At 57.6% G+C, this 24,542-nt stretch carries 25 protein-coding genes; 17 read left to right on the top strand and 8 right to left on the bottom strand.

Going from position 1 to position 24,542, the window contains the following annotated elements; genetic code table 11:
• Positions 1–78: 78 nt before the first annotated feature.
• The 3 genes from EH164_RS13950 to mdtH form a co-directional block, all read right to left on the bottom strand.
• Positions 79–639 carry a lipoprotein gene (locus EH164_RS13950; RefSeq protein ID WP_023481707.1) on the bottom strand — a complete coding sequence of 187 codons (561 nt, stop codon included), beginning with the start codon at positions 637–639 and terminating at the stop codon, positions 79–81.
• 121 nt (positions 640–760) lie between these two features.
• Entirely contained in the window at positions 761–1,408 is a 648-nt protein-coding gene (gene grxB, locus EH164_RS13945) for a glutaredoxin 2 (RefSeq protein WP_023481875.1), read from the bottom strand.
• Positions 1,409–1,473: 65 nt separating this feature from the next.
• A complete protein-coding gene (mdtH, locus tag EH164_RS13940; RefSeq protein ID WP_124968697.1) occupies positions 1,474–2,682 on the bottom strand; it encodes a multidrug efflux MFS transporter MdtH in 1,209 nt (402 codons plus the stop codon).
• A gap of 234 nt (positions 2,683–2,916) precedes the next feature.
• Between mdtH and rimJ the strand changes: the two genes are divergently transcribed.
• From rimJ to murJ, 4 genes are all read left to right on the top strand, one after another.
• Positions 2,917–3,501 (top strand): ribosomal protein S5-alanine N-acetyltransferase, encoded by a 585-nt coding sequence (rimJ, locus tag EH164_RS13935; protein ID WP_076769679.1) that lies wholly within the window; start codon positions 2,917–2,919, stop codon positions 3,499–3,501.
• A gap of 9 nt (positions 3,502–3,510) precedes the next feature.
• Positions 3,511–4,158, top strand: a complete 648-nt coding sequence (locus tag EH164_RS13930) for a YceH family protein (RefSeq protein ID WP_124968695.1) — start codon at positions 3,511–3,513, stop codon at positions 4,156–4,158.
• Positions 4,159–4,160: 2 nt separating this feature from the next.
• Complete coding sequence (locus EH164_RS13925; RefSeq protein ID WP_124968693.1) at positions 4,161–5,084, top strand: Gfo/Idh/MocA family protein; 924 nt, start codon at positions 4,161–4,163, stop codon at positions 5,082–5,084.
• A gap of 106 nt (positions 5,085–5,190) precedes the next feature.
• Positions 5,191–6,726, top strand: coding sequence for a murein biosynthesis integral membrane protein MurJ (murJ, locus tag EH164_RS13920; RefSeq protein WP_124968691.1), 1,536 nt, complete (start codon positions 5,191–5,193; stop codon positions 6,724–6,726).
• 71 nt (positions 6,727–6,797) lie between these two features.
• On the opposite strand, the gene flgN is transcribed toward murJ, so the two are convergent.
• From flgN to flgA, 3 genes are all read right to left on the bottom strand, one after another.
• Positions 6,798–7,220: a flagella biosynthesis chaperone FlgN gene (flgN, locus tag EH164_RS13915; protein ID WP_023481860.1), complete on the bottom strand. Its 423-nt coding sequence runs from the start codon at positions 7,218–7,220 to the stop codon at positions 6,798–6,800.
• A 4-nt stretch (positions 7,221–7,224) separates the two neighbouring features.
• A complete protein-coding gene (gene flgM / locus EH164_RS13910; RefSeq protein ID WP_023481467.1) occupies positions 7,225–7,518 on the bottom strand; it encodes a flagellar biosynthesis anti-sigma factor FlgM in 294 nt (97 codons plus the stop codon).
• Between the two features lie 91 nt (positions 7,519–7,609).
• Positions 7,610–8,269 (bottom strand): flagellar basal body P-ring formation chaperone FlgA, encoded by a 660-nt coding sequence (flgA, locus tag EH164_RS13905; RefSeq protein WP_023481632.1) that lies wholly within the window; start codon positions 8,267–8,269, stop codon positions 7,610–7,612.
• Between the two features lie 157 nt (positions 8,270–8,426).
• Between flgA and flgB the strand changes: the two genes are divergently transcribed.
• From flgB to flgL, 11 genes are all read left to right on the top strand, one after another.
• A complete protein-coding gene (gene flgB, locus EH164_RS13900; RefSeq protein ID WP_023481616.1) occupies positions 8,427–8,843 on the top strand; it encodes a flagellar basal body rod protein FlgB in 417 nt (138 codons plus the stop codon).
• 4 nt (positions 8,844–8,847) lie between these two features.
• The gene (flgC, locus tag EH164_RS13895) at positions 8,848–9,252 is read left to right on the top strand and encodes a flagellar basal body rod protein FlgC (protein WP_023481372.1); all 405 of its coding nucleotides are present in this window, start codon (positions 8,848–8,850) and stop codon (positions 9,250–9,252) included.
• Between the two features lie 11 nt (positions 9,253–9,263).
• Complete coding sequence (gene flgD, locus EH164_RS13890; protein WP_023481389.1) at positions 9,264–9,950, top strand: flagellar hook assembly protein FlgD; 687 nt, start codon at positions 9,264–9,266, stop codon at positions 9,948–9,950.
• A gap of 27 nt (positions 9,951–9,977) precedes the next feature.
• Positions 9,978–11,255 carry a flagellar hook protein FlgE gene (gene flgE, locus EH164_RS13885; RefSeq protein ID WP_124968689.1) on the top strand — a complete coding sequence of 426 codons (1,278 nt, stop codon included), beginning with the start codon at positions 9,978–9,980 and terminating at the stop codon, positions 11,253–11,255.
• Positions 11,256–11,275: 20 nt separating this feature from the next.
• A complete protein-coding gene (locus EH164_RS13880; protein ID WP_023481416.1) occupies positions 11,276–12,031 on the top strand; it encodes a flagellar basal body rod protein FlgF in 756 nt (251 codons plus the stop codon).
• A 15-nt stretch (positions 12,032–12,046) separates the two neighbouring features.
• Positions 12,047–12,829, top strand: a complete 783-nt coding sequence (gene flgG, locus EH164_RS13875) for a flagellar basal-body rod protein FlgG (protein WP_023481502.1) — start codon at positions 12,047–12,049, stop codon at positions 12,827–12,829.
• Positions 12,830–12,886: 57 nt separating this feature from the next.
• Positions 12,887–13,585 carry a flagellar basal body L-ring protein FlgH gene (locus tag EH164_RS13870; RefSeq protein ID WP_124968687.1) on the top strand — a complete coding sequence of 233 codons (699 nt, stop codon included), beginning with the start codon at positions 12,887–12,889 and terminating at the stop codon, positions 13,583–13,585.
• Positions 13,586–13,597: 12 nt separating this feature from the next.
• Entirely contained in the window at positions 13,598–14,695 is a 1,098-nt protein-coding gene (locus EH164_RS13865) for a flagellar basal body P-ring protein FlgI (protein ID WP_023481768.1), read from the top strand.
• Complete coding sequence (flgJ, locus tag EH164_RS13860; RefSeq protein ID WP_124968685.1) at positions 14,695–15,672, top strand: flagellar assembly peptidoglycan hydrolase FlgJ; 978 nt, start codon at positions 14,695–14,697, stop codon at positions 15,670–15,672. Before EH164_RS13865 ends, flgJ begins: the two co-directional genes overlap by 1 nt.
• 75 nt (positions 15,673–15,747) lie before the next feature.
• Positions 15,748–17,397 carry a flagellar hook-associated protein FlgK gene (gene flgK, locus EH164_RS13855; protein ID WP_124968683.1) on the top strand — a complete coding sequence of 550 codons (1,650 nt, stop codon included), beginning with the start codon at positions 15,748–15,750 and terminating at the stop codon, positions 17,395–17,397.
• A gap of 14 nt (positions 17,398–17,411) precedes the next feature.
• Complete coding sequence (gene flgL, locus EH164_RS13850) at positions 17,412–18,380, top strand: flagellar hook-associated protein FlgL (protein ID WP_124968681.1); 969 nt, start codon at positions 17,412–17,414, stop codon at positions 18,378–18,380.
• A gap of 84 nt (positions 18,381–18,464) precedes the next feature.
• Here the strand turns inward: flgL and EH164_RS13845 are convergent, their stop codons facing one another.
• Positions 18,465–19,676 (bottom strand): MFS transporter, encoded by a 1,212-nt coding sequence (locus EH164_RS13845; protein ID WP_124968679.1) that lies wholly within the window; start codon positions 19,674–19,676, stop codon positions 18,465–18,467.
• A gap of 137 nt (positions 19,677–19,813) precedes the next feature.
• Here EH164_RS13845 and EH164_RS13840 point away from each other — a divergent pair, with 137 nt between their 5' ends.
• A complete protein-coding gene (locus EH164_RS13840; protein WP_124968677.1) occupies positions 19,814–20,752 on the top strand; it encodes a LysR family transcriptional regulator in 939 nt (312 codons plus the stop codon).
• 40 nt (positions 20,753–20,792) lie between these two features.
• On the opposite strand, the gene rne is transcribed toward EH164_RS13840, so the two are convergent.
• A complete protein-coding gene (gene rne / locus EH164_RS13835) occupies positions 20,793–24,056 on the bottom strand; it encodes a ribonuclease E (RefSeq protein WP_124968675.1) in 3,264 nt (1,087 codons plus the stop codon).
• 71 nt (positions 24,057–24,127) lie between these two features.
• On the opposite strand from rne, the gene EH164_RS13830 reads away from it, so the two are divergent.
• The gene (locus EH164_RS13830) at positions 24,128–24,520 is read left to right on the top strand and encodes a DUF2655 domain-containing protein (RefSeq protein WP_023481669.1); all 393 of its coding nucleotides are present in this window, start codon (positions 24,128–24,130) and stop codon (positions 24,518–24,520) included.
• Positions 24,521–24,542 lie beyond the last annotated feature (22 nt).

Below are 24,542 nucleotides of genomic sequence, written 5' to 3'. Positions count from 1 at the left end.
GCCGGAGACCAAGCATAAGGGGAAACGTTTTCGTTTGCATCCTTTTCCTGAAAAAAAGGGCGCCAGGCGCCCAGTGATTCAGTCGGTAAGGGGGATGACAATCTCGCCCGGTTTCACCTCAATGCCTTTGGCATATTTCTTCGCCAGCGCTTCGCCTTTGGTGCTGTCTTCTTTCAGCACATAGGCCGGGCGCTGGTTAAAGTAGTTGCGCAGAGACTGGTTCAGGTAGGGCATCAAGGTTTGCAGCACGCTCTGCATCTTTTCCGGTGTGACCGTCGCGTCCACCACTTCCATCTCATGCAGATAGATTGCACCCTGATCTTTATCAAAGGTCGGCAGCGCTTTCAGCTTCAGCTTGATCACCGCTTTTTGATTGCCGAACAGCGAGGTCATATCCAGATTAGCATCGCCGGTTAAGGTGATTTTATTCGGCTCTTCGCGGCCAATCGCGCTGGCAAGATTGTTGAGAACAATATGCGCATCAGCCACGCCCGGCACGCCAATATCTTTGGCGAAGTTATTCCGTTTCTCCAGGGCCTGGTTAATCTCCTGCTCGCTGATTGTGTATTGGGTCAGTTGATTGCACCCCACCAGCACGCCGCTCAGCATGAGTGCTGCGGCCAAAATCATCTTCTTCATGAATTCCTCAACGTGGTCCTGATGCCTCGATCGAGGTGTAGCATGCGCGACGCCCGGCGCAAAGGCCAGCAGAAAATACTTAAAGAAGGGGCGGAAGCCGGTCGCTTCCGCCATGAACGGCTTAGATAGCCATGGAAGAGAGGAGGTTAACCTGAGTCTGTTTCGCCATGTTGTCGCGGTAATCGGCGACGCGGGTCGGCCAGGTAATACCGCTGACGATCGTCAGGTTTCGCAGCAGCGGGAAGAGATGAATATCATCTTCCGACAGCTCGCCGTTGACGGCATTCGGCTGCACGATGTGCTTCTCCAGCGCGCGCAGATCGTCGCTGATATTCTTCACCAGCCCGGCAGAGTGGGAGAGGTGATCGGCGAAATCGCCAATCGCCGCCTCTTTTTTGGCGGTGAAGTAGGCGCGTGCCTGCGGGGTAGAAAATTCGTCAAAGGGGGCCTGCGCGAAGCGTGGGATCAGCAGCTTATTGACGTAGCCATTCACCTTACGCAGCCACTCCTCGATCTTCGGATTGCGCGAGCCGGTCAGCAGCGGTTGACCGTCGAGCTTATCAACGTAGTGAACAATATCGAGGCTTTCGGGCAGGTAGCGACTGTCATCTTTTTGCAGGATCGGCGCCATCTTTTGACCAATCATGCGGGTCGGCGTCGCTTCGTCATCGCTTTGCAGGACATGGAGTTCAACCGGGAGATTCTTAAGGCCGAAAATCATGCGGGCTTTTACACAGAAAGGGCAGTGATCGTAAATGTAGAGTTTCACGTTTCTCCTCCATACTGGTTTATCCATCACTAATCAGTATGGAAGAGAGGCCGACGCGGCGCAAATCAGGCGCCGGGTTCGAGCATCGGCGGCTGCACGCGGCGGGGGGCAAACTGCCACAGCAGCGCAAGGGAGGTGATTAACCCAATCACGCCGAGCATCATCCACGGTAACTCCGGCTGGCGAAAGGCTTTCCCGGCGTCAAACAGCCAGCCGCCGCCGGCGTAGCCAAGCGCGCCGCCAAAGGCCAGACCTAAGCGGCTAAAGCCCATATAGCTGCCGCGCGCCCGCGCATCGGCCAGCTGAGCGCTCAGGGTTTCCCGCGCTGGTTCGGCGATAATGGAGCCGATATAGAAGGTGCAGATAAGTGTAAAAAGCTGTTGCAGGGAGCCGACCATACCCATCGGAAAGAGGCTGAAGGACATTACCACCAGGCCGAACATCAGGCGCTGCTCAAGGCGAAAGCGCTTTTCGCTCCAGCGGGCAATCGGGTAGAGCAGCGTCAGCGACAGGCAGGCCTCAATGGCATACATCCATTTGACCGACGTCGGCGATCCGGCAACGTCGTTGACCATAATCGGCAACATCAGCATCACCTGCACCGCCAGCATGTAGTAGCCGCTGAGGGTTAACACATAAGTGACGAACTTCTTGTCACGCAGCACGCGGGCTAAGCCTTCGCGCACCGGCGTTTTCACCGTCGACAGCTTCCACGCTGGCAGCAGCCAGGCGTTAAAGCCCGCGCAGAGGATAAACATCAGCGCCCCGGCGGCGCACACCAGACGGAAATCATATTGCAGCAGCCAACTGCCGAGCAGCGCGCCGATAACCGCCCCGGCGCTATCCTGCATCATCAGCAGCGAGAAGAAGCGACCGCGCTGGCGCGGGCGTACCAGTTTGACCACCAGCGCCGAACGCGGTGGGTCGAACAGCGTGCCGCCAAGCCCGGAAAGAATACAGGAGAGCCACAGCACCCACGGTTCATGCGCCATCCCCATCGCCGCGAACCCTGCCGCGCGCATCAGCATGCCGGTGACAATCAGCGGTTTTGCGCCAAAGCGGTCGGCGATCGCGCCGCCAAACATGCCTAACCCCTGCTGAATAAACTGACGCAGGCCGAGCGCGATCCCGACCATCAGCGCGGCCCAGCCAAGTTGATCAACAAAACGAATGGAAATCAGGGGGAAGACAACAAAAAAACCGAGCACCACCAAAAAATTATCGACCAGCAGGAAATATTTACCCAGGCTCCTTGCCTGCGAGATGCGCGCCATTTCCCCTCCGGGAAATCAGAAAAGGTGACGCCTCTATTCTGCGGCTTCGGCAACCGTTTTCACACATTCACAGCGACAATATTTTTTTATCAAGGCGGGCGTTTGATTGAGACTTTTCATCGAAAAGGGGGCGCGGCGCAGAAAATGCCATGTTGCTGTTTTCACAGAGTCGCAGAGCAAAGGTATAGTAAAGAGAAGGGGTAAAAAAAGCCGCGAAACGAAGGAGTGGTAAACATGTTTGGCTATCGCAGTAATGTGCCGAAAGTACGCTTGGTAACAGACAGATTAGTGGTGCGCCTGGTTCACGAGCGCGATGCGTGGCGGCTTGCGGATTATTACGCGGAAAATCGCCAGTTTTTAAAACCCTGGGAGCCCGTTCGCGATGAGAGCCACTGTTACCCTTCCGGCTGGCAGGCACGTCTGGGGATGATCAATGAGTTCCATAAACAGGGCTCTGCTTTTTACTTCGCCCTGCTCGATCCTGAAGAGAAAGAGATCGTCGGCGTCGCCAATTTCTCCAACGTGGTGCGTGGCTCGTTTCACGCCTGTTATCTCGGTTACTCCATCGGCCAGAAGTGGCAGGGGCAAGGGTTGATGTTTGAAGCCCTGACATCCGCCATTCGCTATATGCAGCGCACGCAACATATGCACCGCATAATGGCCAACTATATGCCGCACAATAAACGCAGCGGCGATTTACTGGCGAGGCTCGGGTTCGAAAAAGAGGGCTATGCCAAATCCTATTTATTGATCGATGGGCAGTGGCGCGACCACGTCCTCACCGCATTAACCGCCCAGGAGTGGACTCCGGGACGCTAAGGAGCAGAGATGAAGTATCAACTCACCGCCATCGAGGCGCGGGTTATCGGCTGCCTGCTGGAGAAGCAGGTCACTACGCCGGAGCAGTATCCGCTCTCCATCAACGGCGTAGTGACGGCCTGTAATCAGAAAACCAACCGCGAGCCGGTGATGAACCTGAGCGAGCACGAGGTTCAGGATGTGCTTGATGAGCTGGTAAAGCGCCACTACCTGCGCACCGTCAGCGGTTTTGGCAACCGGGTGACCAAATATGAGCAGCGCTTCTGCAACTCTGAATTTGGCGATCTGAAGTTAAGCCCGGCGGAGGTGGCGCTTATCGCCACGCTGTTGCTGCGCGGGCCGCAAACGCCGGGCGAACTGCGTGGACGTGCGGAGCGGATGCATCGTTTTGCCGATATAGCCGAGGTGGAAAACGCCCTTGAGCAGCTGGCCAGCCGCGAAGATGGGCCTTATGTCGTGCGTCTGCCGCGCGAGCCGGGCAAGCGCGAAAGCCGCTACATGCATCTCTTCAGTGGTGATATGCAGACGCTGATCAATGTGGTCGAAGCCGTCGCGCCGACTGAGCAGAGCCTCGAGGCGCGCGTTGAGGCGCTGGAGACTGAAGTCGCGGAACTGAAGCAGCGTCTCGATTCGTTGCTGGCACATTTAGGGGATTAAGCGTGACGACATTACGGATTGGTGTAGTAGGGCTGGGCGGTATCGCGCAGAAAGCCTGGTTGCCGGTGCTCGGCGCGGCAACGGACTGGACGCTGGCGGCGGCCTGGTCGCCGACGCGGGACAAAGCCCTGCGGGTATGTGAAACCTGGCGTATCCCTTATGCGGATTCACTGGCGTCGCTGGCGGCGCAGTGCGATGCGGTCTTCGTTCACACCTCAACCGCCTCGCACTATGCGGTGGTGAGCGAGCTGCTCAACCTTGGCGTGCACGTCTGCGTCGATAAGCCGCTGGCGGAAAACCTGAAAGATGCCGAGCGCTTAGTCGAGCTGGCGGCGCGTAAAAAATTGACGCTGATGGTCGGCTTTAACCGCCGCTTCTCGCCGCTCTACCGCGAGTTAAAACAGCAGATGCCGCAGGCGGCTTCGCTGCGTATGGATAAACACCGCGCCGATAGCGTCGGGCCGCACGACCTGCGCTTTACGCTGCTTGATGACTACCTGCATGTGGTCGACACCGCGCTATGGCTGGCGGGCGGCCGCGTGCAGATCCAGAGCGGCACGCTGCAAACCACCGACGACGGCGCAATGCTCTATGCCGAGCACCACTTCAGCGCCGACACGCTGCAAATCACCACCAGTATGCACCGGCGGGCGGGCAGCCAGCGCGAGTGGGTGCAGGCGGTGACCGACGGCGGGCTGGTAGATATTACCGATATGCGCGAGTGGCGCGAAGAGCGCGGGCAGGGGGTTATCGCGCGGCCGATTCCCGGCTGGCAGAGCGTGCTGGAGCAGCGCGGTTTTGCCGGTTGCGCGCGCCACTTTATCGAGTGTGTGCAAAATCAGACGGTTCCGGAAACGGCGGGCGAGCAGGCGATCCTTGCGCAGCGCGTGGTGGAGAAGCTCTGGCGCGAGGCGATGAGTGAATAAGACGGGGCAACGCAGGCGATAGTAATTCGCTTTTTTCCCTGTAGACTAAGCGCTTCGCTGTATCCCAACGCCTGCATTGCAGGCGTTGTGTCTTATGGAAACCAGAATGAACCTACTCAAATCGCTGGCGGCAGTCAGCTCCATGACAATGTTTTCCCGCGTGCTGGGCTTTGCGCGCGATGCCATTGTGGCACGGGTGTTTGGCGCAGGGATGGCGACGGACGCCTTCTTCGTTGCGTTTAAACTGCCCAATCTGTTACGGCGTATCTTTGCCGAGGGCGCGTTTTCCCAGGCCTTTGTGCCGATCCTCGCCGAGTACAAAAGCAAGCAGGGCGAAGATGCCACCCGCGTCTTTGTCGCCTATGTTTCCGGCTTGCTGACGATTGCGCTGGCGATAGTCACCGTTGCCGGGATGCTCGCGGCCCCGTGGGTGATCCTCGTTACTGCGCCAGGGTTTGCCGATACGGCGGATAAATTTAACCTCACCTCGCAACTGCTGCGCATCACCTTTCCTTACATTCTGCTGATCTCGCTGGCGTCGCTGGCGGGGGCGATCCTCAACACCTGGAACCGCTTCTCGGTACCGGCGTTTGCGCCCACCTTTCTCAATGTCAGCATGATTGGCTTTGCGCTGTTTGCCGCGCCTTACCTCCATCCGCCGGTGCTGGCGCTGGCCTGGGCGGTTACCGTCGGCGGCGTGCTGCAACTGGTCTATCAACTGCCGCATCTAAAGAAGATTGGCATGCTGGTGCTGCCGCGCATCAACCTGAGCGATGCGGGGGCGATGCGGGTGGTGAAGCAGATGGGGCCGGCGATCCTCGGGGTCTCCGTCAGCCAAATCTCACTTATCATCAACACCATTTTCGCCTCGTTCCTCGTCTCCGGCTCCGTGTCGTGGATGTATTACGCCGACCGCTTAATGGAGTTCCCCTCCGGCGTGCTGGGTGTGGCGCTCGGGACGATCCTGCTGCCATCGCTGTCGAAAAGCTTCTCCAGCGGCAATCAGGAGGAGTATTGCCGCCTGATGGACTGGGGCCTGCGTCTCTGTTTCCTGCTGGCGCTGCCCAGTGCCGTAGCACTTGGTATTCTCGCCAAGCCGTTGACCGTTTCGCTGTTCCAGTACGGCAAATTTACCGCTTTTGATGCGGCTATGACCCAGCGGGCGCTGATCGCCTACTCGGTTGGATTGATGGGCTTGATCGTGGTGAAGGTGCTGGCACCGGGCTTCTATTCACGCCAGGACATTAAAACGCCGGTCAAAATCGCCATTGTGACGCTGCTGATGACCCAGGTGATGAACCTGGCGTTTATCGGCCCGCTGAAGCACGCCGGGCTGTCGCTGTCGATTGGTCTGGCGGCCTGTCTCAATGCCAGCCTGCTCTACTGGCAGCTGCGCAAGCAGAAGATCTTTACCCCGCAGCCGGGCTGGAGCCGTTTTCTGCTGCGTCTGGTGATCGCCGTGGTGGTGATGGCTGCTGCGCTGGTGGGGATGCTGTATGTGATGCCGGACTGGGCGACAGGAACAATGCCGTACCGCTTGCTGCGCCTGATGCTGGTGGTGGGGGCAGGTATTGTTGCTTACTTTGTTACCCTTGCGCTGCTCGGGTTTAAAGTGAAAGAGTTCGCCCGCCGCACGGTATAAAAAAAGCAACGCAAAAAGCCAGGGGGAGACCCCTGGCATATTCACGACGGCATAGTCACGCTATCGTCGAACTAAATCGCAATCTTCTTGCCGCCGCGGTTGGCGGATGAGGCATAGCCATTCGCACCGTAGAGGCTCGGTTCCTGATGCGGTTTCAGGACTTCCAGCGCCTGCTGGTTACGCGCGATCTGCCCCTCCAGCAACCAGCCGTTGTGCTGGTTGAGGTCGCGTAAATGCTGCGTTTTCTGCGTGATGATCTGCCAGCGATTAGCAACATCGCCACTGGCGTTTTGTTGCGTTTTCTGTTCGGCACGACGCTGCTGCTCAAGGTAGTCCAGCGTCGCGAGCAAGGAGCTTTTCTCCTCCGTAATGCGCTGTAGCGCGCTGCCATTGAGATGGCCAACGGAAAGCTGTTTTTGCTCAGTATCCATCACGTCTTTCAGAGCGCTCAGGATAACTGTCATTTGATCAAGAATATCTGACAGTCGATTCATACGGTTATTTACTCTGTAAGTAACTCTTCGCTTCGTTAATCAGGGCATCAGCAATTTTGCCGGTGTCCATTTTGAGTTCACCATTACGAATCGCGGTTTTCAGTTTCTCCACGCGTTCCATATTGATGTCGTTAGCGCCCGCCTGCATCAGCTTGGTTTGCGAACCGCTGAGCGTGACGTTGGTGCTGTTTGCCGTCGCGGCAGTTTCCTGGCGCGTTTTCTGCGTCTGGGTTTCGTTAGTCTCACGCTGTTGAACGGTGTTAACCGGCTTCAGGGAAGAGGTACGATCGATGCTCATAGTGTTTCCTCATTGAGGTTCGCGGCGTTTCGGGCCAGATTTCTTCAGTCTTACTAACTTATCGGCAGATAGCATTAGTTCTTTAAGTAATTTATAGGTTAATAAGAATATTCCCATCAGAGTTAACCGTACCACTCACTATCTGCCCTGAAGCCATGCGAACCCGCGCATTTTGCGCCACTGCCGCATTGTTCATCGCCTGACCTTCGCTGTTCACACTAAAGCCATCTCCGGACGCCACAACCTGGACGCGCTGGCCGGCTTTAATCCGCCATGCCTGACGCACCATTGAGAGCTGAATTGCCTGGCCTGGTGCCAGATCGCGCAGACTTACCGCGTCCTGCGCCATATTAATATCGAGCATGGTTCTCGGCGGCAGCTGATCGAGGCGGCCGCGCTGTAACGCCACGCTCCCGGCCTGCAATGTCGCACCGCGCGCAACAGGCTGCACCGCCACAACATAATTGCCCGTCGCCTGGACTTCGACCTGCACAAAGCGTTTCGTGCCCGCGCAGTTCGCCATCACATTCATATTGCCCCACAGCTTCGCGCCACCTACCACGCTCAGGGTGGGCTGGTCGCACGCCGGTAACTGGCTTTGCGGGGTGCGAATGTTTACCACCACCTCATCGCTAAAGCCAGCCAGACGCTGGGCGAAAAGCGACGTCAGTTGCGCCTGCAGATCCGCTGCCTGAGAAAAGGGGCTTAATAACAATAAGATTGCGGCTACACCGCCTTTCAACGTCTTCATCGCAAAACATGCCTGTTGAACCAGATGAGGAGATTTTAACCGCTTTGCAAATCTATCAACGCAAAAAATAGCGACGCATTTTGCCCTTATTCCAACGATAAGTTTGCAAGGGGCGATTTAAGCTGTTGGCTAAATAATTGTCATCAGTGAGGGAGCCATGCTCGATAAACTTGATGCCGCACTGCGCTTTCAACAGGAAGCGCTAAACCTGAGCGCCCAGCGCCAGGAGATTCTGGCAGCAAATATTGCTAACGCCGACACCCCAGGGTTTCAGGCGCGCGATATGGATTTTTCCAGTGAATTAAAAAAAGTGATGGAGCGCGGTCGGGCTGAAGGCAGCGGTGTCTCGCTGGCTCTCACCTCTTCGCGCCACATTCCGGCGCAGGCGATGACCGGCCCGTCTACCGATCTGCTTTATCGCATTCCCGATCAACCATCGCTGGATGGCAACACCGTCGATATGGATCGTGAACGTACCCAGTTCGCCGACAACAGCGTCAAATACCAGACCGGGTTGACCGTACTGGGCGGGCAGATCAAAAGCATGATGAGTGTTCTGCAACAGGGGAACTAATTAAATGGCATTACTGAATATCTTTGATGTCGCAGGCTCCGCGCTGACCGCACAGTCCAAACGTATGAACGTTGCCGCCAGTAACCTGGCGAACGCCGACAGCGTAACCGGACCCGATGGTCAGCCGTATCGCGCTAAACAGGTTGTCTTTCAGGTCGATGCAGCACCGGGCCAGGCCACGGGCGGCGTAAAAGTGGCGGATGTGATTGAAAGCCAGGCACCGGACAAGCTGGTGTATGAACCCGGTAACCCGCTGGCTGATGCAAGCGGCTACGTAAAAATGCCTAACGTCGATGTCGTGGGCGAAATGGTCAACAGCATGTCCGCGTCGCGCAGCTACCAGGCGAACGTTGAAGTGCTGAACACCGTGAAGAGCATGATGCTCAAAACGCTCACTCTCGGTCAGTAAAGGGGCCCCGTATGTCTATCAGCGTGAATATTAACGACCCGATTAACAACGGCGTCTCGACGACCAGTAAAACGTCCGGTACCACAGCTACCGGCACTAACAGTGCATCCGACCTTCAGGGCAGCTTTTTGACGCTGCTGGTTGCGCAGTTAAAGAACCAGGATCCAACCAACCCGCTGCAGAACAACGAACTGACCACGCAGCTGGCGCAGATCAGCACCGTAAGCGGGATTGAGAAACTGAATACCACCCTCGGCTCTATCTCCGGACAGCTTGATAACAATCAGTCGCTGCAGGCGAGCACCCTGATTGGTCACGGCGTAATGATCCCGGGACAGACCGTGCTGGTGGGCAAAGGAACATCCACGCCGTTTGGCGTAGAACTGACGCAGACTGCCGACAAAGTGACCGCCATCGTGAGCGATAAGAGCGGTACGCCGGTGCGAACTATTGAACTCGGCGGTCTGAAAGCTGGCGTCCACACCTTCAGTTGGGACGGCAAAATGACAGATGGCAGCGTAGCACCGGATAACTCATATACGGTGTCTATCGCGGCCAGCTCCGGCGCAACGCAGCTGGTGGCACAGCCGCTGCAGTTTGCGCTGGTACAGGGTGTGACCCGCGGCGACAAGGGAAGCACACTGGATTTAGGTACTTACGGAAGTACCACACTCGACGAAGTACGACAGATTATTTAAAGCCTTCATACTTATCAGGAGTAAGTCATGGCCTTTTCACAAGCGGTCAGCGGCCTGAATGCTGCGGCCACCAACCTCGATGTCATTGGTAACAACATTGCCAACTCCGCCACCTATGGCTTTAAATCCGGATCTGCGTCCTTCGCCGATATGTTTGCCGGTTCTAAAGTGGGTCTCGGCGTTAAAGTGGCTGGTATTACCCAGGACTTCGCTGACGGCACCACCACCAACACTGGTCGTGGCCTCGACGTCGCGCTGAGCGGCAACGGTTTCTTCCGTGTAGCCGACAGCAACGGTTCTGTTTACTACAGCCGTAACGGTCAGTTCAAACTCGACGAAAACCGCAACCTGGTTAACATGCAGGGTATGAAGGTGACCGGTTTCCCGGTAGCCGGCACCCCGCCTGCGGTACAGAGCGGCGCGAACCCGTCTGCCATCACCATCCCGAACACCCTGATGGCGGCGAAAGCTACCACCACAGCGGCGATGCAGATGAACCTGAACTCAACGGACTCCACCCCGACGGTTACGCCGTTCGATCCGACGAACTCAGACTCTTACAACAAAAAAGGCACTGTCACCACCTATGACAGCCTGGGTAACTCCCATGCCGTTGACGTTTACTACGTTAAAAACAGCGCCAACAAATGGGATGTCTACACCCAGGACTCCAGCGTAGCGGGCTCTTCTTACCAGAAAGCCGCGCAGATGACCTTTACCAGCAACGGTACGCTCTCTGCGGTCAACAACTATGCCGAAGTGCTGCCTGCGACCAACCCGCGCACCTGGACCATGAACGCTACGGCGAACACTCAGCCGCAGATCGATATCAATCTGGCCAGCCTGAACGGTTCTGCGCCGGGCACTTTCAGCCTGAGCTTCCTGAACTCAATGCAGCAGAACACCGGCACCAGCGGTGTGGTGGCTATCAACCAGAACGGTTACGCGCCGGGTTCACTGGTTAGCTACGCCATTAACGATGACGGCACCGTGGTCGGTAGCTACTCCAACGAACAGTCACAGCTGCTGGGTCAGATCGTGCTGGCGAACTTCGCCAACAACGAAGGCCTGCAGTCTCAGGGTGACAACGTTTGGTCTGCTACCAACTCCTCTGGTGTTGCGCTGCTCGGCACCGCCGGCACCGGTAACTTCGGCAAGCTGACCAACGGCGCGCTGGAAGCCTCAAACGTGGATCTGAGTAAAGAACTGGTCAACATGATCGTCGCGCAGCGTAACTATCAGTCGAACGCGCAGACCATCAAAACCCAGGATCAGATCCTTAACACGCTGGTTAACCTGCGTTAATCGACTGACGGGACGGCTTAATGGATCACGCAATATATACCGCGATGGGCGCAGCCAGCCAGACGCTGAATCAGCAGGCTGTCACCGCCAGCAACCTCGCGAATGCTTCCACACCGGGCTTTCGTGCCCAGCTCAACGCGCTGCGCGCGGTGCCGGTAGAAGGGCTTTCCCTTCCTACCCGCACGCTGGTGGTGGCCTCCACGCCTGGCGCCGATATGACGCCGGGTCAACTGGACTACACCTCACGCCCGCTTGATGTGGCGTTGCAGCAGGATGGTTGGCTGGCAGTGCAAACGGCGGACGGCTCGGAAGGTTACACCCGTAACGGCAATATCCAGGTGAGCCCGACCGGTCAGTTGACGATTCAGGGCCATCCAGTGATTGGCGAAGGCGGTCCGATCGCTGTACCGGAAGGGGCGCAGGTCACTATCGCCGCTGACGGTACGATTTCAGCGCTCAACCCCGGCGACGCGGCGAATACCATCGCGCCTGTCGGCAAGCTGAAGCTGGTAAAAGCAGAGCCGCGTGAAGTAGTGCGCGGTGATGACGGTCTTTTCCGTCTGAGCCAGAGCGCACAGGCGACCCGTGGCGCAACGTTGCAGCCTGACCCCTCCATCCGCGTGCAGTCTGGCGTACTGGAAGGCAGTAACGTGAAACCAGTCGAGTCGATGACCGATATGATCGCCAGCGCGCGCCGTTTCGAAATGCAGATGAAGATCATCAGCAGCGTCGATGAAAACGAGCAGCGTGCCAACCAATTGCTGTCAATGAGCTAATAAACAGGACTACATATGATCAGTTCATTATGGATCGCGAAAACCGGCCTCGACGCCCAACAAACCAATATGGATGTCATCGCCAACAACCTGGCGAACGTCAGCACCAATGGTTTTAAGCGTCAGCGTGCGGTATTTGAAGATTTGATGTACCAGACGATCCGCCAGCCAGGCGCGCAATCATCTGAACAGACAACGCTGCCTTCCGGTCTGCAGATCGGTACCGGTGTGCGTCCGGTCGCCACCGAGCGTCTGCACAGCCAGGGCAACCTGTCTCAGACCAACAACAGCAAAGATGTCGCCATTAAAGGCCAGGGCTTCTTCGAAGTTCTGCTGCCGGACGGCACCTCTGCTTACACCCGCGACGGCTCTTTCCAGGTGGATCAGAACGGTCAGCTGGTAACGGCTGGCGGCTTCCAGGTGCAACCGGCTATCACCATTCCGGCGAACAGCCTGGGCATCACCATCGGTCGCGATGGTGTGGTCAGCGTGACGCAGCAGGGCGCGGCAGCACCGGTGCAGGTTGGTCAGTTAAACCTCACCACCTTTATGAACGACACCGGGCTTGAGAGCATTGGTGAAAACCTCTACACCGAAACCCAGTCTTCCGGCGCGCCAAACGGCACCACGCCTGGCCTGAACGGTGCAGGTTTGCTCTACCAGGGATTTGTGGAAACTTCAAACGTAAACGTCGCGGAAGAGCTGGTGAACATGATCCAGGTTCAGCGCGCTTACGAAATTAACAGTAAAGCAGTATCGACCACCGATCAGATGCTGCAAAAACTGACGCAACTCTAAGGCGTTATCCGGTGCGGTAACCGCCGCACCGGAACCCTGATCTCGAAGATGAATGCAATGCAAAAATACGCCGTCCGCAGCTACCCGATAATGGCTTTAGTGGCAATAACCCTGACCGGGTGTGCCTGGGTTCCTTCTACACCGCTGGTGCAGGGGGCAACGACAGCTCAACCGATGCCCGGTCCCATTCCGGTCGTCAATGGCTCGATTTATCAGACCGCGCAGCCGATTAACTACGGCTATCAGCCGCTGTTTGAAGATCGTCGTCCGCGCAACATTGGCGATACGCTGACTATCGTACTGCAGGAAAACGTGAGCGCCAGTAAGAGCTCGTCGGCCAACGCCAGTCGTGATGGTAAAGCCAGTTTTGGCGTAGACACCACACCGCGTTATCTCGAAGGTCTGTTTGGCAATGCACGTGCCGATCTGGGTGCCTCGGGCAGCAACTCCTTCGGGGGTAAAGGCGGCGCCAACGCCAGTAACACCTTTAGCGGCACGTTGACCGTGACCGTCGATCAGGTGCTGATCAATGGCAATTTACATGTTGTGGGTGAAAAACAGATCGCCATCAACCAGGGCACTGAGTTCATCCGCTTCTCCGGTGTCGTGAACCCACGCACCATCAGCGGCAGCAACAGCGTTCCTTCCACCCAGGTGGCGGACGCGCGCATCGAGTACGTCGGCAACGGCTACATCAACGAAGCGCAGAATATGGGCTGGCTGCAGCGTTTCTTCCTTAACTTATCGCCGATGTAACCGGGGTGACCAATGTTTAAATATTTGACTGGTATGGTGTTAGTGCTGATGGCGACCTTCGCCCAGGCTGACCGTATCCGGGATCTCACCAGTGTACAGGGCGTACGTGAAAACTCCTTAATTGGCTACGGGCTGGTGGTTGGCCTGGATGGTACGGGCGACCAGACCACCCAGACGCCGTTTACCACCCAGACGCTGAACAACATGCTGTCGCAGATGGGCATTACCGTCCCGCAGGGCACCAACATGCAGCTGAAAAACGTGGCGGCAGTCATGGTCACGGCGCAGCTCCCGGCCTTTGGTCGCCAGGGTCAGACCATCGACGTGGTGGTCTCCTCAATGGGTAACGCCAAAAGCCTGCGCGGCGGTACGCTGCTGATGACCCCGCTGAAGGGCGTCGACAGCCAGGTCTATGCGCTGGCGCAGGGCAACATCCTTGTTGGCGGCGCGGGGGCATCAGCCGGCGGCAGCAGCGTGCAGGTTAACCAGCTTAACGGCGGTCGCATTACCGGCGGCGCGGTGATTGAGCGTGAGTTGCCGAACCAGTTCGGGGCGACTAACAGCATCAACCTGCAACTGAACCAGGAAGACTTCACCATGGCGCAGCAGATTGCTGACACCATCAACCGCGCACGCGGTTATGGCAGCGCCACCGCGCTGGATGGCCGTACCGTTCAGGTGCGCGTCTCCTCCGGCGGTAGCTCTCAGGTTCGTGCCCTGGCGGATATCCAGAATATGGAAGTCGGCACCACGCAGCAGGATGCGAAAGTGATTGTTAACTCGCGTACCGGCTCGGTGGTCATGAACCGCGAAGTGTCGCTGGATAGCTGTGCTATTGCGCAGGGTAACCTCTCGGTCACCGTTAACCAGCAGAACAATGTTAGCCAGCCGAATACGCCATTTGGCGGCGGCCAGACCGTGGTAACACCGCAAACGCAGATTGACCTGCGCCAGAGCGGCGGCTCGCTGCAAAGCGTGCGCTCCAGCGCCAACCTCAATAGCGTTGTGCGTGCCCTTAACGCCCTTGGTGCCTCGCCAATGGAGCTGATGTCGATTCTGCAGGCAATGCAGAGCGCCGGTTGCCTGCGTGCGAAACTGGAGATCATCTAATGTTGACCGACAGCCGAATGTTGACCAGCGCGGCATGGGACGCGCAATCACTGAATGAACTGAAGTCAAAAGCCGGACAGGATCCGGCTGCCAACCTGCGCCCGGTGGCGCGCCAGGTAGAGGGGATGTTCGTGCAGATGATGCTGAAAAGCATGCGCGAAGCGTTACCGAAAGACGGGATTTTCAGCAGTGATTCAACGCGGCTGTATACCAGCATGTATGACCAGCAGATCGCCCAGCAGATGACCGCCGGTAAAGGTCTTGGTCTTGCCGATATGATGGTGAAACAGATGACCGGCGATCAAGCGCCGGTCGATCCGGCTGACCAGATGCAGCAGGTGCCGATGAAGTTCCCGCTGGAGACCGTCAACACCTATCAAAACCAGGCGCTGACGCAGCTGGTGCGCAAAGCGATACCCAAAGTGCCGGACGCCGATGAAGTTTCCGAAGCGGGTAGCGGGCAGGCACTCTCCGGCGACAGCAAAGACTTCCTCGCCCAGCTTTCGCTTCCGGCGCGGCTGGCGAGCCAGCAGAGCGGCGTGCCGCACCACCTGATCCTCGCGCAGGCTGCGCTGGAATCGGGCTGGGGCCAGCGGCAGATCCCGCGTGAGAACGGCGAGCCGAGCTACAACATCTTCGGCGTGAAAGCGACCTCAAGCTGGAAAGGGCCGACCACTGAAATCACCACCACCGAGTATGAAAACGGTGAGGCAGTGAAGGTGAAAGCCAAATTCCGTGTCTATAGCTCTTATCTTGAAGCGCTCTCCGACTATGTCGGCATGTTGACGCGCAACAAACGTTACGCGGCGGTAACCACCGCGGCAACGGCGGAGCAGGGCGCGCAGGCGTTGCAGAGCGCCGGTTACGCCACCGATCCGCACTATGCCCGTAAGCTGACGTCAATGATCCAGCAGCTTAAATCGATGGGTGAAAAAGTGAGCAAGGCTTACAGCACAGATACACAAAATCTGTTCTAAAACGCCTCAAGTTTCACTCAGGGTTGCCGATAATCTTCAACAGGACTCATGTCTGAAAGTGTATAAGGAACCTCCATGTCCAGTTTGATTAACAGCGCAATGAGCGGGCTTAGCGCAGCCCAGGCCGCGCTCAATACCGCCAGTAATAACATTGCGAGTTATAACGTCGCGGGCTATACCCGTCAGACGACGGTGTTGACCAGTTCGAACAGCACGCTGACCGGTAGCGGCTACGTGGGCAATGGTGTCACCGTGACTGGCGTTCAGCGTGAGTATGACGCCTTTATTACCAACCAGCTGCGCGCGGCGCAAAACCAGAACAGCGGGTTGACCACGCGTTACGAGCAGATGTCAAAAATTGACGATGTGCTGTCGGATACCACCAACTCCCTGTCGAGCAGCCTGCAGAGCTTCTTCTCCAGCATGCAGACACTGGTGAGTAACGCCTCCGATCCGTCGTCGCGCCAGGCACTGCTCGGCAAAGCCGACGGTCTGGTAAACCAGTTTAAAGTGGCCGATCAGTATCTGCGTGACCAGGATAAACAGGTCAACTTATCTATCGCCACCAGCGTTGATCAGATCAACAACTACTCGAAGCAGATCGCCAACCTCAACCAGCAGATCTCTAAACTGACTGCGGTAGGCGCAGGCTCATCGCCAAACGACCTGCTCGATCAGCGCGACCAGCTGGTCAGCGAACTGAACAAAGTCGTGGGAGTGGAAGTCAGCACCCAGGACGGCAGCTATAACGTCAGCATGGGTAACGGCATTACTCTGGTGCAGGGTAAAGAGGCGCGTCAGCTTGCAGCGGTGCCTTCCAGCGCCGATCCGGCACGTACCACGCTGGCGTATGTCGATAAGATCGCTGGCAATGTCGAGATCCCGGAAAAGCAGGTGACCACCGGTTCACTCGGCGGCCTGCTCTCATTCCGCACGCAGGATCTGGACCAGGCGCGTAATACGCTGGGCCAGCTGGCGCTCTCTTTCGCAGACTCCTTTAACCAGCAGCATGTTAAAGGGTTTGACGCAGATGGCGATGCGGGTGAGAAGTTCTTCAATATTGGCGGGCCTTCTGCCACGTCGAACAGCAAAAACAGCGGCGACGCCACGCTGACCGCAACCGTAAGCAACAGCTCTGCGGTACAGGCGACCGACTATAAAGTCGCTTTTGACGGCACCCAGTGGAACGTCACGCGTCTGTCCAATAACACCACCATCGCGGTAACGCCGGATACAACCGACGGCACGCTCAATTTTGATGGCCTGAAAGTCTCCATCAATAACGGCTCTACCGGCGCGAAAAAAGATGACAGCTTCACCATCCGTCCGGTGAGCAACGCGATTGTGAATATGAGCGTGGCGGTGACCGATGAGTCGAAAATCGCCATGGCGGGCGCGGCCGGCAACGGCGCGAGCGACAACCGCAACGGTCAGGATTTGTTAAAGCTGCAGAGCGCGAAAGTGGTCGGCGGGAACAAAACCTTTAACGATTCGTATGCCACGCTGGTGAGCGATGTCGGGAACAAAACCTCGACGCTGAAAACCAGCAGCGCGACACAGACTAACGTCGTGACCCAGTTGAGTAACCAGCAGCAATCTATCTCCGGGGTAAACCTCGATGAAGAGTACGGCAACCTGCAGCGTTTTCAGCAGTACTACCTGGCTAACGCCCAGGTGCTGAAAACCGCAAGCTCGTTGTTTGATGCCCTGCTGGCCATTCGTTAAGTAAGAGGTGAGTCATGCGTATTAGCACGCAAATGATGTACGAACAAAATCTGCGCGGCGTAACCAATGCTCAGGGCAAATGGTTAGGATATGGCGAGCAGATGACAACCGGTCAGCGCGTTAACCGCCCGTCTGATGATCCGATCGCCGCCTCGCAGGCGGTGGTGATCTCCCAGGCGCAGGCGCAAAACACGCAGTACGATACGGCGCGCACCTTCGCTAAACAGAAAGTTTCTCTCGAAGAGAGCGTGTTGCAGCAGGTCACTACTGCCGTCATAGGCGCACAGAGCAGCATTGTGAAAGCGGGCAATGGCTCGTTGAGTGATGATGACCGCGCTTCAGTAGCCGCCGAGTTGCAGGGCTTTCGCGATCAATTATTGAACCTCGCGAACAGCACCGACGGTAACGGCCGCTACATTTTTGGTGGTTACCGCACTGAAAACAAGCCGTACGATGCCACAGGCAACTACAGCGGCGGTACCGACGCCATTACCCAGCAGGTTGATGCGGCGCGTACCATGGTGATCGCCCATACCGGTGACCAGGTATTCAACGCCGTCACCAGTAATGCGACCAAAGAGCCTGTCGATCCGGCTACGGGCGTTGCGCCTGCGCCGGAAACGGATCTGTTCAAAATGCTCGACACGGCAATTGCAGCGCTGAAGACACCGGTAGCAGGCGACGATACGGCGAAAGCCACGGCGCAGGCCGCGGTGGATAAAACCAGCCGTGGTCTGGGCAACTCCCTGAACAACGTGCTGAGCGTGCGTGCTGAACTCGGTACTCAGCTTAACGAACTGGATACACTTGATGCGCTTGGCGACGATCGTGCACTGTCGTTAAAGCAGCAGAAGAGCGACCTGATCGATGCTGACTGGAGCTCGGTGATCTCCTCTTACACCATGCAGCAAGCGGCGTTGCAGGCTTCTTATAAAGCCTTCACCGATATGCAGGGTATGTCACTGTTCCAGATGAATCGTTAATAACCTTTTTACTTTGGGCATATCCTGAAACTGGAGTATGTCTGCTATGCCCGCTCTGTCTCTCCAGAGCGGGCCTTTTTTTATCTATGCGTTTTGCTTCGCCTGCTCAAGCTTACGGGCGTCGAAGAGACGGATCAGCAGTGCGATAAGCCCCGCCACGCTCGCCAGTACCACCACGCCCTGCCATGAAGCGATAGCGTAAAGCTTGCTCCCCAGCGCGGAACCCAGCGCCATACCGATAAACACCCCCGTAAAGAGCAGCGCATTGAGACGTCCCCGCGCCTGCGGCTCAAGGCTATAAACCAGATTTTGATGCGCGACGAGGCTTGATTGCAGGCCAAGATCAAACCCGACCGCCGAGAGGGCAATCAGCGCCAGCTGACCATGGGGCGGCAGGGCAGGCAGCAGGAACATCAGGGCGAAGGAGATCGTTACCAGACCGGCACCAAGCTGCGTTACGCGCTCTGCACCCACTTTATCCGCAAGGCCTCCCGCCAGCGGCGCGGCTAACGCCCCTGCGGCACCGGCAATACCGAAGGTCCCGGCAACGGCGCTGCCCAGCTGATAGTGCTCGAGCAGCATCAGCGCCAGCGTCGACCAGAAGGCGCTAAAGGCGATGGACAAAAAGCCCTGCGCCATCGCCGCGCGGCGCAACGTCGGGTAGCGCTGCCACAGGTGCGCCATTGAGCGCATCAGTGCCGGGTAGCTCAGCGTGGAGTGGGTAGCGAAACGCGGTAATACTGACCACATCAAGACGCCAATCAGGGCGATGCTGACCGCCGCGAGCTGATACATCACACGCCAGCCAAACGCCGCACCGACAAAGCCGCTGACCGTCCGCGAGAGCAAAATACCGAGCAGCAGACCGGTCATCACCGTGCCGACCATTTTCCCCTGTTTCCCCGCCGGGGCGAGGATCGCCGCGGCCGGTACAATATCCTGCGCCATGGTCGCCGCCATACCAATTAACAGGCTGACAATAAGCAGCGAGGGCAGGTGGCTGGTCAGGCTACAGGCCAGCAGTAACACCGCCAGCGCTGCGCTTTTCACCATAATCAGGCGACGACGATCGTGACGGTCGCCCAGCGGCAGCAGAAAGAGAATGCCGAGCGCGTAACCGGCCTGGGTGAGCGTCGGTACCAGCCCCATGCCATTGATGGTCAGATGCAGATCGCTGCCCATCAGCGGGAGCAGCGGCTGCGAGTAGTAGATGGCCGCGACGCTGAATCCTGCGCCAAGCGCCAGCGCAAAAAAGATGCCGTTTGCCATACGGGCAGAGAGCGATTGATGGTTCATATAGTGTCCCCGAAGAGATAAAGCTGTGAATGCGTAGTCAGGCTACGGTGTGAGCGCATTTTTACCCATGGCACGGTGGCGCGGTAGTCAGCGCAGTGGTAAAACGGTTATACGTGAAACGTATAGGCATAAAGATTATGAGGCGACAAGAGCGTATAGATCGGGTGGACTTAATGCGGACCTTTATCCGCATTGTGGAAGCAGGCTCGCTATCAGCGGCGGCCCGCCAGCTGGAGACCACACAGGCAACCGTCAGCCGTCGTTTGCAATCGCTGGAGACGCTGCTTGGCGTCAAACTGCTGCTGCGCACCACCCATGCTATGAAGCTCACTGATGACGGCGAGCGCTGTTATCAGCATGCAAAGCGGGTGGCGGATGCCTGGGTGGCGCTGGAGGACGATCTCAGCCAGTCCGACGACGAACCGGTCGGCATGCTGCGGGTGCGCGCCCCGCATGCTTTTGGTCAGCAGCAACTGCTGGTGCCGCTAACACAATTTCTTGAGCGTCATCCACAGCTGACAGTGGAGTGGATGCTGAATGATAAAACCGTTGATTTTCTTAGCGCCAATATCGATTGCGCCATTCGCGTCGGGGCAGAAGTCGATCCGGCTACCGTATCGGTGCTGCTGGCCGAAGTGCCGCGCAGCCTGGTGGCGTCACCTGCGCTGCTGGAACGCTTTCCTGCCATTGAGACGCCGCAGCAGCTGAGCAACTTACCGTGGGTGGCGCTGAGTACCTTCTATCAGCATCAAATCGCGCTCTATGCGCAGGATGATGACCAGGCGGTGCAGGTGGCCATCTCGCCACGCTTGTTTACCGACAGCCTTTACGCCGCGCGTAATACGGCACTCGCCGGGCTGGGGGTGACGTTAATCTCCAGCTGGGCGGTAGAAGAGGATATCCGCAGCGGCAAGCTGGTGACGCTGTTACCGCAATGGCAGGCCGCACCGTTGCCGGTCCATCTTGTCTATCCATGGGCGCGTTACTATCCAGCGCGGCTGCGTAAATTTTTGCAGCTGATGCGGGAAGTGATGCCGGGGCTGAGCGGGATGCGCCAGCCGGAAATGCGGGCATAAAAAAAGCCGACCCGGAGGTCGGCTTGTTGCAGCGTTTTACTTACTCAACCGCTGGCGGTTTGGTCGCCGGCGCGGTGGCGGTATGCGTGGCGCTGTGACCGCCCGCAGAACCTTTACCGTCGAAGTTGAACGCCGGGCGAACCCAGTCGCTGTGGCGCGGTGCTTCCTGCACATATGCAGGGGCAGGCGCTTTGGTCATCGGCGCGGTTGCATGGCTGTGAACGACCGCCGGTGCGTCGGCTTTCACCGGCGCAGGGGCTTCCGCTTTCACCACAGCAGGAGCTTCAGCTTGCACTGGAGCTTCAACTTTAGCGGGAGCCGGTGCTTCAACTTGCGCCGGAGCAACTTCTTCAACAACCGGTGCAGGCGCAGCCTCTTCTTTCACCGGCTCTGCGTTTTCAGCAACCTGCTCTGCGACAGCGCGATCTTCCTCAGCAATCAGCTGCGGCTGTTCGTCTACCGGGGCAGAGATCGCTTCCGGATGCGTCGTTTCAACCTCGACCGGAGCTGGCTCTGCAACCGCTGCCTGCGGTTCAACCACTTCTGGCTGCTCGCTGACAGGTGCGGCTTCAACCGGAGCCTGCGGCTCAACAACGTCAGCCTGGCTGGTAGTGACCAGTTGCGCTTCCGCTACGGCTGGTGCCACTTCCTGCTCTGGTGCATGCTGCTGCTCGGTTTCCAGCGCGCTGTTGTGCTGGATCTCCTGCTGCTCTTCCTGCGCACGCGGCACCGGATAGCGAACCCACACTTTACCGGAAGCCATCTCCGGCGAGGCGCAGGCGATGGTCAGCGGCATGGCGGACTGTACCGGGTAGCGCTCGTCACGGTAGCGACGGCGGCGTTGGCCGCTGACGCGCAGGTGACGCGGGGAGCGGCGTGAGCGGCGCGGCATGGTGTTTTCACGGGCTTCACCGTTCTCTTCCTGCTCCAGCACCGGGGCGTTTTCAACCACAGCCGGCAGATCGACTTTCGCGACCTGAGTGTGCTGCTCCTCTGGCGCGGTCTCTGCAACGGTTTCGTCAATAACGGTTTCAGCACGGTTATCATCGATGCGCACTTTCTGGCTCAGCTGGCGCTGTTTGCGGCGCGGCATTACCTGAACACGCTCTTCCTGTTCCGTTTCCTGAGCTGGCAGCTCTTCGCGGATCGGCTCTTCACGGTTCAGCTCTTTAACTTCCTGCTGCGCCTGACGCTTGTCATCGCCGCGGCGACGGTTGCGTTCACGGCGTGACGGCTGCTGCTCGTCGCGGGTTTTCGCTTTATCCGACTCGTCTGTAACGGTGTTCTGGCGCGGCTCGCGATTTTCCGCGTTCTGCTGCGGTTTTTCGCGACGGTTGCGGCGGTTATCTTCGCGACCTTCGCGGCTCTCACGACCTTCGCGGTTGTCACGATTGTCGCGGTTGTCACGTCCTTCACGCCCCTCGTTGCCTTCGCTACGGGAATCACGTGAATCACGGCGATCGTTACGGTCGCGACGGTTGCTTTGACGCGGTTTACGACGCTCCTGCGAACGCTCAGGTTTTGCCTCTTTCTTCTCTTCCTTCACTTCAACCGGTGCTGGCGCTTCTTCGCCAGCAAACAGGTTTTTCAGGGCAGAGACGATACGGCCAAACAGACCCGGTGCCGTGCCAGATGCGGCGGCAGGCTGAGTCTGCGCAACGGGTGCTGGCTCCTGGGCTTGCGGCGCAGGCGGCACGTCTGGCATCACAAAGGTGGCGAGGGCAGGCTGCTCAGGCAGTTTACGCTCGGCATACTCCTCTTCAGACGGCAGCGCCATCTCCTCTTCATGCAGCTTCGGCAGCAGGTAGCTGAGGGTTGGCGTCTCTTCGCCTTTACGTACGCGCAGCACCGAGTAGTGCGGCGTTTCCATCTGATCGTTCGGCACGATGACGCAGCGCACGCCGCCCTGACGGGCTTCGATAGCGCTTACAGCGGCACGTTTTTCGTTCAGCAGGTAAGAGGCAACCGGCACCGGCACAATCGCATGCACTTCCTGGGTGTTCTCTTTCAGCGCTTCTTCTTCAATCAGACGCAGAATGGAGAGCGACAGGGATTCGTTGTCACGAATGGTACCCGTACCGCTACAGCGCGGGCAGACGTGGTGGCTCGACTCACCCAGCGACGGGCTCAGACGCTGGCGGGACATCTCCAGCAGGCCGAAGCGGGAGATATGGCTAATCTGGATACGCGCACGATCCTGGCGAACTGCTTCACGCAGACGGTTTTCAACCGCGCGCTGGTGGCGTACCGGGGTCATGTCGATAAAGTCGATAACGATCAGGCCGCCGAGGTCGCGCAGACGCAGCTGACGGGCAATCTCATCTGCCGCTTCGAGGTTAGTGTTGAACGCCGTCTCTTCAATGTCGCCGCCGCGGGTTGCGCGAGCGGAGTTGATGTCGATGGCGGTCAGCGCTTCGGTGCTGTCGATAACAATCGAGCCGCCGGATGGCAGACGCACTTCACGCTGGAAGGCGGATTCGATTTGCGACTCAATCTGATAGTGGCTGAACAGCGGGATTTCACCGGTGTAGAGCTTAATTTTGCTGCTGAAATCCGGACGACCCAGCGCGGCGATATGCTGGCGAGCCAGCTCCAGCACTTTCGGGTTATCAATCAGGATTTCGCCAATGTCCTGGCGCAGATAGTCGCGGAAAGCGCGAACGATAACGTTGCTCTCCTGGTGAATCAGGAACGGAGCCGGGCGGCTCTCTGCGGCTTTCTGGATCGCTTCCCAGTGTTTCAGGCGGAAGCTGAGATCCCACTGCAACGCTTCGGCAGATTTGCCAACGCCTGCGGTACGTACGATAAGACCCATGCCGTCCGGCAGTTCGAGGCTCGACAGCGCCTCTTTCAGCTCGGTACGGTCGTCGCCTTCGATACGGCGAGAGATGCCGCCCGCGCGCGGGTTGTTCGGCATCAGAACGAGGTAGCTACCGGCGAGGCTGATAAAGGTGGTCAGCGCCGCGCCTTTGTTGCCGCGCTCTTCTTTGTCGATCTGGACGATAACTTCCTGGCCTTCACGCAGGACATCTTTGATGTTCGGACGGCCATGCGCGTTGTAGTTGGCGGGGAAGTATTCGCGAGCGATCTCTTTGAGGGGGAGGAAACCGTGACGTTCAGCGCCGTAGTCAACGAAGGCAGCTTCAAGGCTCGGTTCAATGCGGGTGATTTTACCTTTGTAGATATTGGCTTTTTTCTGTTCATGCCCGGGGCTTTCGATATCCAGGTCGTACAGACGTTGCCCATCAACAAGTGCGACACGCAACTCTTCTTGCTGAGTTGCGTTGATTAACATTCTTTTCATCGTAACTTACTCATTATTCTTACATTGACGACTAAGCTGCGGGCAAGATTTTGCCTTTCCGGGGAGAACCGATGGCCTCGAGTCTATTACGCGTCGCCAACCTCACGGTTGTCGCTCGCTTAAGAGGCGCAGTGTGTCGGTTGCCTGCATTTCCTGTGGAAAATACAGCGCAATTATCAGGGGAACAGCCTGGGAAAAACTCTCCAGAGAAGATTCCATCTACCGGTAAGGACTGCAACCCGCAGCCCGCTAACTGCCTGAAAGATCAATACGTCTTACGCCATTGCTGCGTGTATGATCGGACAGGCAAAACTGGTCATTCCGCTCATTTACTTGTTTTAGCAAAATTCAACACGGAAAACGGCAACATTATTCCTTGCGAACCCTGTTATAGCAAGCTGACTTTTACCATTTATCACCCGGTTACTCACAGTTTCTTCACCTTTGCCCGGAGATTGGTTTAATAACCACCGAATCAACTGTATG

Origin of the sequence: Kosakonia sp. CCTCC M2018092 (genome assembly GCF_003864115.1) — a bacterium.
Classification (GTDB): Bacteria; Pseudomonadota; Gammaproteobacteria; order Enterobacterales; family Enterobacteriaceae; genus Kosakonia; species Kosakonia cowanii.
The sequence above is the reverse complement of the archived record's forward strand: the minus strand, read 5'-3'. Positions and strand labels throughout refer to the sequence as shown.

What these genes read in the sequence shown, in the direction of transcription:
- flgC (WP_023481372.1), top strand. Translation starts at nt 8,848, where the DNA reads ATGGCATTACTGAATATCTTTGATGTCGCAGGCTCCGCGCTGACCGCA.
- EH164_RS13845 (WP_124968679.1), bottom strand. Translation starts at nt 19,676, where the DNA reads ATGAACCATCAATCGCTCTCTGCCCGTATGGCAAACGGCATCTTTTTT.
- mdtH (WP_124968697.1), bottom strand. Translation starts at nt 2,682, where the DNA reads ATGGCGCGCATCTCGCAGGCAAGGAGCCTGGGTAAATATTTCCTGCTG.
- EH164_RS13880 (WP_023481416.1), top strand. Translation starts at nt 11,276, where the DNA reads ATGGATCACGCAATATATACCGCGATGGGCGCAGCCAGCCAGACGCTG.
- flgG (WP_023481502.1), top strand. Translation starts at nt 12,047, where the DNA reads ATGATCAGTTCATTATGGATCGCGAAAACCGGCCTCGACGCCCAACAA.
- flgE (WP_124968689.1), top strand. Translation starts at nt 9,978, where the DNA reads ATGGCCTTTTCACAAGCGGTCAGCGGCCTGAATGCTGCGGCCACCAAC.
- EH164_RS13830 (WP_023481669.1), top strand. Translation starts at nt 24,128, where the DNA reads ATGGCCTCGAGTCTATTACGCGTCGCCAACCTCACGGTTGTCGCTCGC.
- flgL (WP_124968681.1), top strand. Translation starts at nt 17,412, where the DNA reads ATGCGTATTAGCACGCAAATGATGTACGAACAAAATCTGCGCGGCGTA.
- flgK (WP_124968683.1), top strand. Translation starts at nt 15,748, where the DNA reads ATGTCCAGTTTGATTAACAGCGCAATGAGCGGGCTTAGCGCAGCCCAG.
- flgM (WP_023481467.1), bottom strand. Translation starts at nt 7,518, where the DNA reads ATGAGCATCGATCGTACCTCTTCCCTGAAGCCGGTTAACACCGTTCAA.
- rne (WP_124968675.1), bottom strand. Translation starts at nt 24,056, where the DNA reads ATGAAAAGAATGTTAATCAACGCAACTCAGCAAGAAGAGTTGCGTGTC.
- flgJ (WP_124968685.1), top strand. Translation starts at nt 14,695, where the DNA reads ATGTTGACCGACAGCCGAATGTTGACCAGCGCGGCATGGGACGCGCAA.
- flgB (WP_023481616.1), top strand. Translation starts at nt 8,427, where the DNA reads ATGCTCGATAAACTTGATGCCGCACTGCGCTTTCAACAGGAAGCGCTA.
- flgA (WP_023481632.1), bottom strand. Translation starts at nt 8,269, where the DNA reads ATGAAGACGTTGAAAGGCGGTGTAGCCGCAATCTTATTGTTATTAAGC.
- EH164_RS13840 (WP_124968677.1), top strand. Translation starts at nt 19,814, where the DNA reads ATGAGGCGACAAGAGCGTATAGATCGGGTGGACTTAATGCGGACCTTT.
- EH164_RS13950 (WP_023481707.1), bottom strand. Translation starts at nt 639, where the DNA reads ATGAAGAAGATGATTTTGGCCGCAGCACTCATGCTGAGCGGCGTGCTG.
- flgD (WP_023481389.1), top strand. Translation starts at nt 9,264, where the DNA reads ATGTCTATCAGCGTGAATATTAACGACCCGATTAACAACGGCGTCTCG.
- rimJ (WP_076769679.1), top strand. Translation starts at nt 2,917, where the DNA reads ATGTTTGGCTATCGCAGTAATGTGCCGAAAGTACGCTTGGTAACAGAC.
- EH164_RS13865 (WP_023481768.1), top strand. Translation starts at nt 13,598, where the DNA reads ATGTTTAAATATTTGACTGGTATGGTGTTAGTGCTGATGGCGACCTTC.
- EH164_RS13930 (WP_124968695.1), top strand. Translation starts at nt 3,511, where the DNA reads ATGAAGTATCAACTCACCGCCATCGAGGCGCGGGTTATCGGCTGCCTG.
- murJ (WP_124968691.1), top strand. Translation starts at nt 5,191, where the DNA reads ATGAACCTACTCAAATCGCTGGCGGCAGTCAGCTCCATGACAATGTTT.
- EH164_RS13870 (WP_124968687.1), top strand. Translation starts at nt 12,887, where the DNA reads ATGCAAAAATACGCCGTCCGCAGCTACCCGATAATGGCTTTAGTGGCA.
- flgN (WP_023481860.1), bottom strand. Translation starts at nt 7,220, where the DNA reads ATGAATCGACTGTCAGATATTCTTGATCAAATGACAGTTATCCTGAGC.